The sequence below is a fragment of the Pantoea rwandensis genome (assembly GCF_002095475.1).
Taxonomy (GTDB): domain Bacteria; phylum Pseudomonadota; class Gammaproteobacteria; order Enterobacterales; family Enterobacteriaceae; genus Pantoea; species Pantoea rwandensis.
On the sequence record NZ_MLFR01000063.1, the window covers coordinates 1 to 781 of the forward strand.

Sequence of the window (781 nt, forward strand, 5' to 3'; positions counted from 1 at the left end):
GTGAAAAACATGATCACCGGTGCTGCGCAGATGGACGGCGCGATCCTGGTTGTAGCTGCGACTGATGGCCCAATGCCACAGACCCGTGAGCACATCCTGCTGGGTCGTCAGGTTGGCGTTCCTTACATCATCGTGTTCCTGAACAAGTGCGACATGGTTGATGACGAAGAGCTGCTGGAACTGGTTGAGATGGAAGTACGTGACCTGCTGTCTGCATACGACTTCCCAGGCGACGATACTCCAATCATTCGCGGTTCTGCTCTGAAAGCGCTGGAAGGCGAAGCTGAGTGGGAAGAGAAGATCATTGAACTGGCTGGTCATCTGGATACTTATATCCCAGAGCCAGTACGTGCAATTGACATGCCGTTCCTGCTGCCAATCGAAGACGTATTCTCAATCTCAGGCCGTGGTACTGTTGTAACCGGTCGTGTTGAGCGCGGTATCGTGAAAGTCGGCGACGAAGTTGAAGTTGTTGGCCTTAAAGATACTGTTAAGTCTACCTGTACTGGCGTTGAAATGTTCCGCAAACTGCTGGACCAGGGTCAGGCAGGCGAGAACTGTGGTGTTCTGTTGCGTGGTATCAAGCGTGAAGATATCGAGCGTGGTCAGGTTCTGGCTAAGCCGGGTTCAATCAAGCCGCATACCCAGTTCACTTCAGAAGTGTACGTACTGTCTAAAGAAGAAGGCGGCCGTCATACTCCGTTCTTCAAAGGCTACCGTCCTCAGTTCTACTTCCGTACTACTGACGTGACCGGTGACGTTCAACTGCCAGAAGGCGTTG

General features: G+C 52.4%; 1 protein-coding gene. It reads left to right on the forward strand.

Annotated features, from left to right (window positions below):
• The coding region (locus HA51_RS26770) for an elongation factor Tu (protein WP_139810745.1) at positions 1-781 on the forward strand (781 nt) is incomplete at both ends.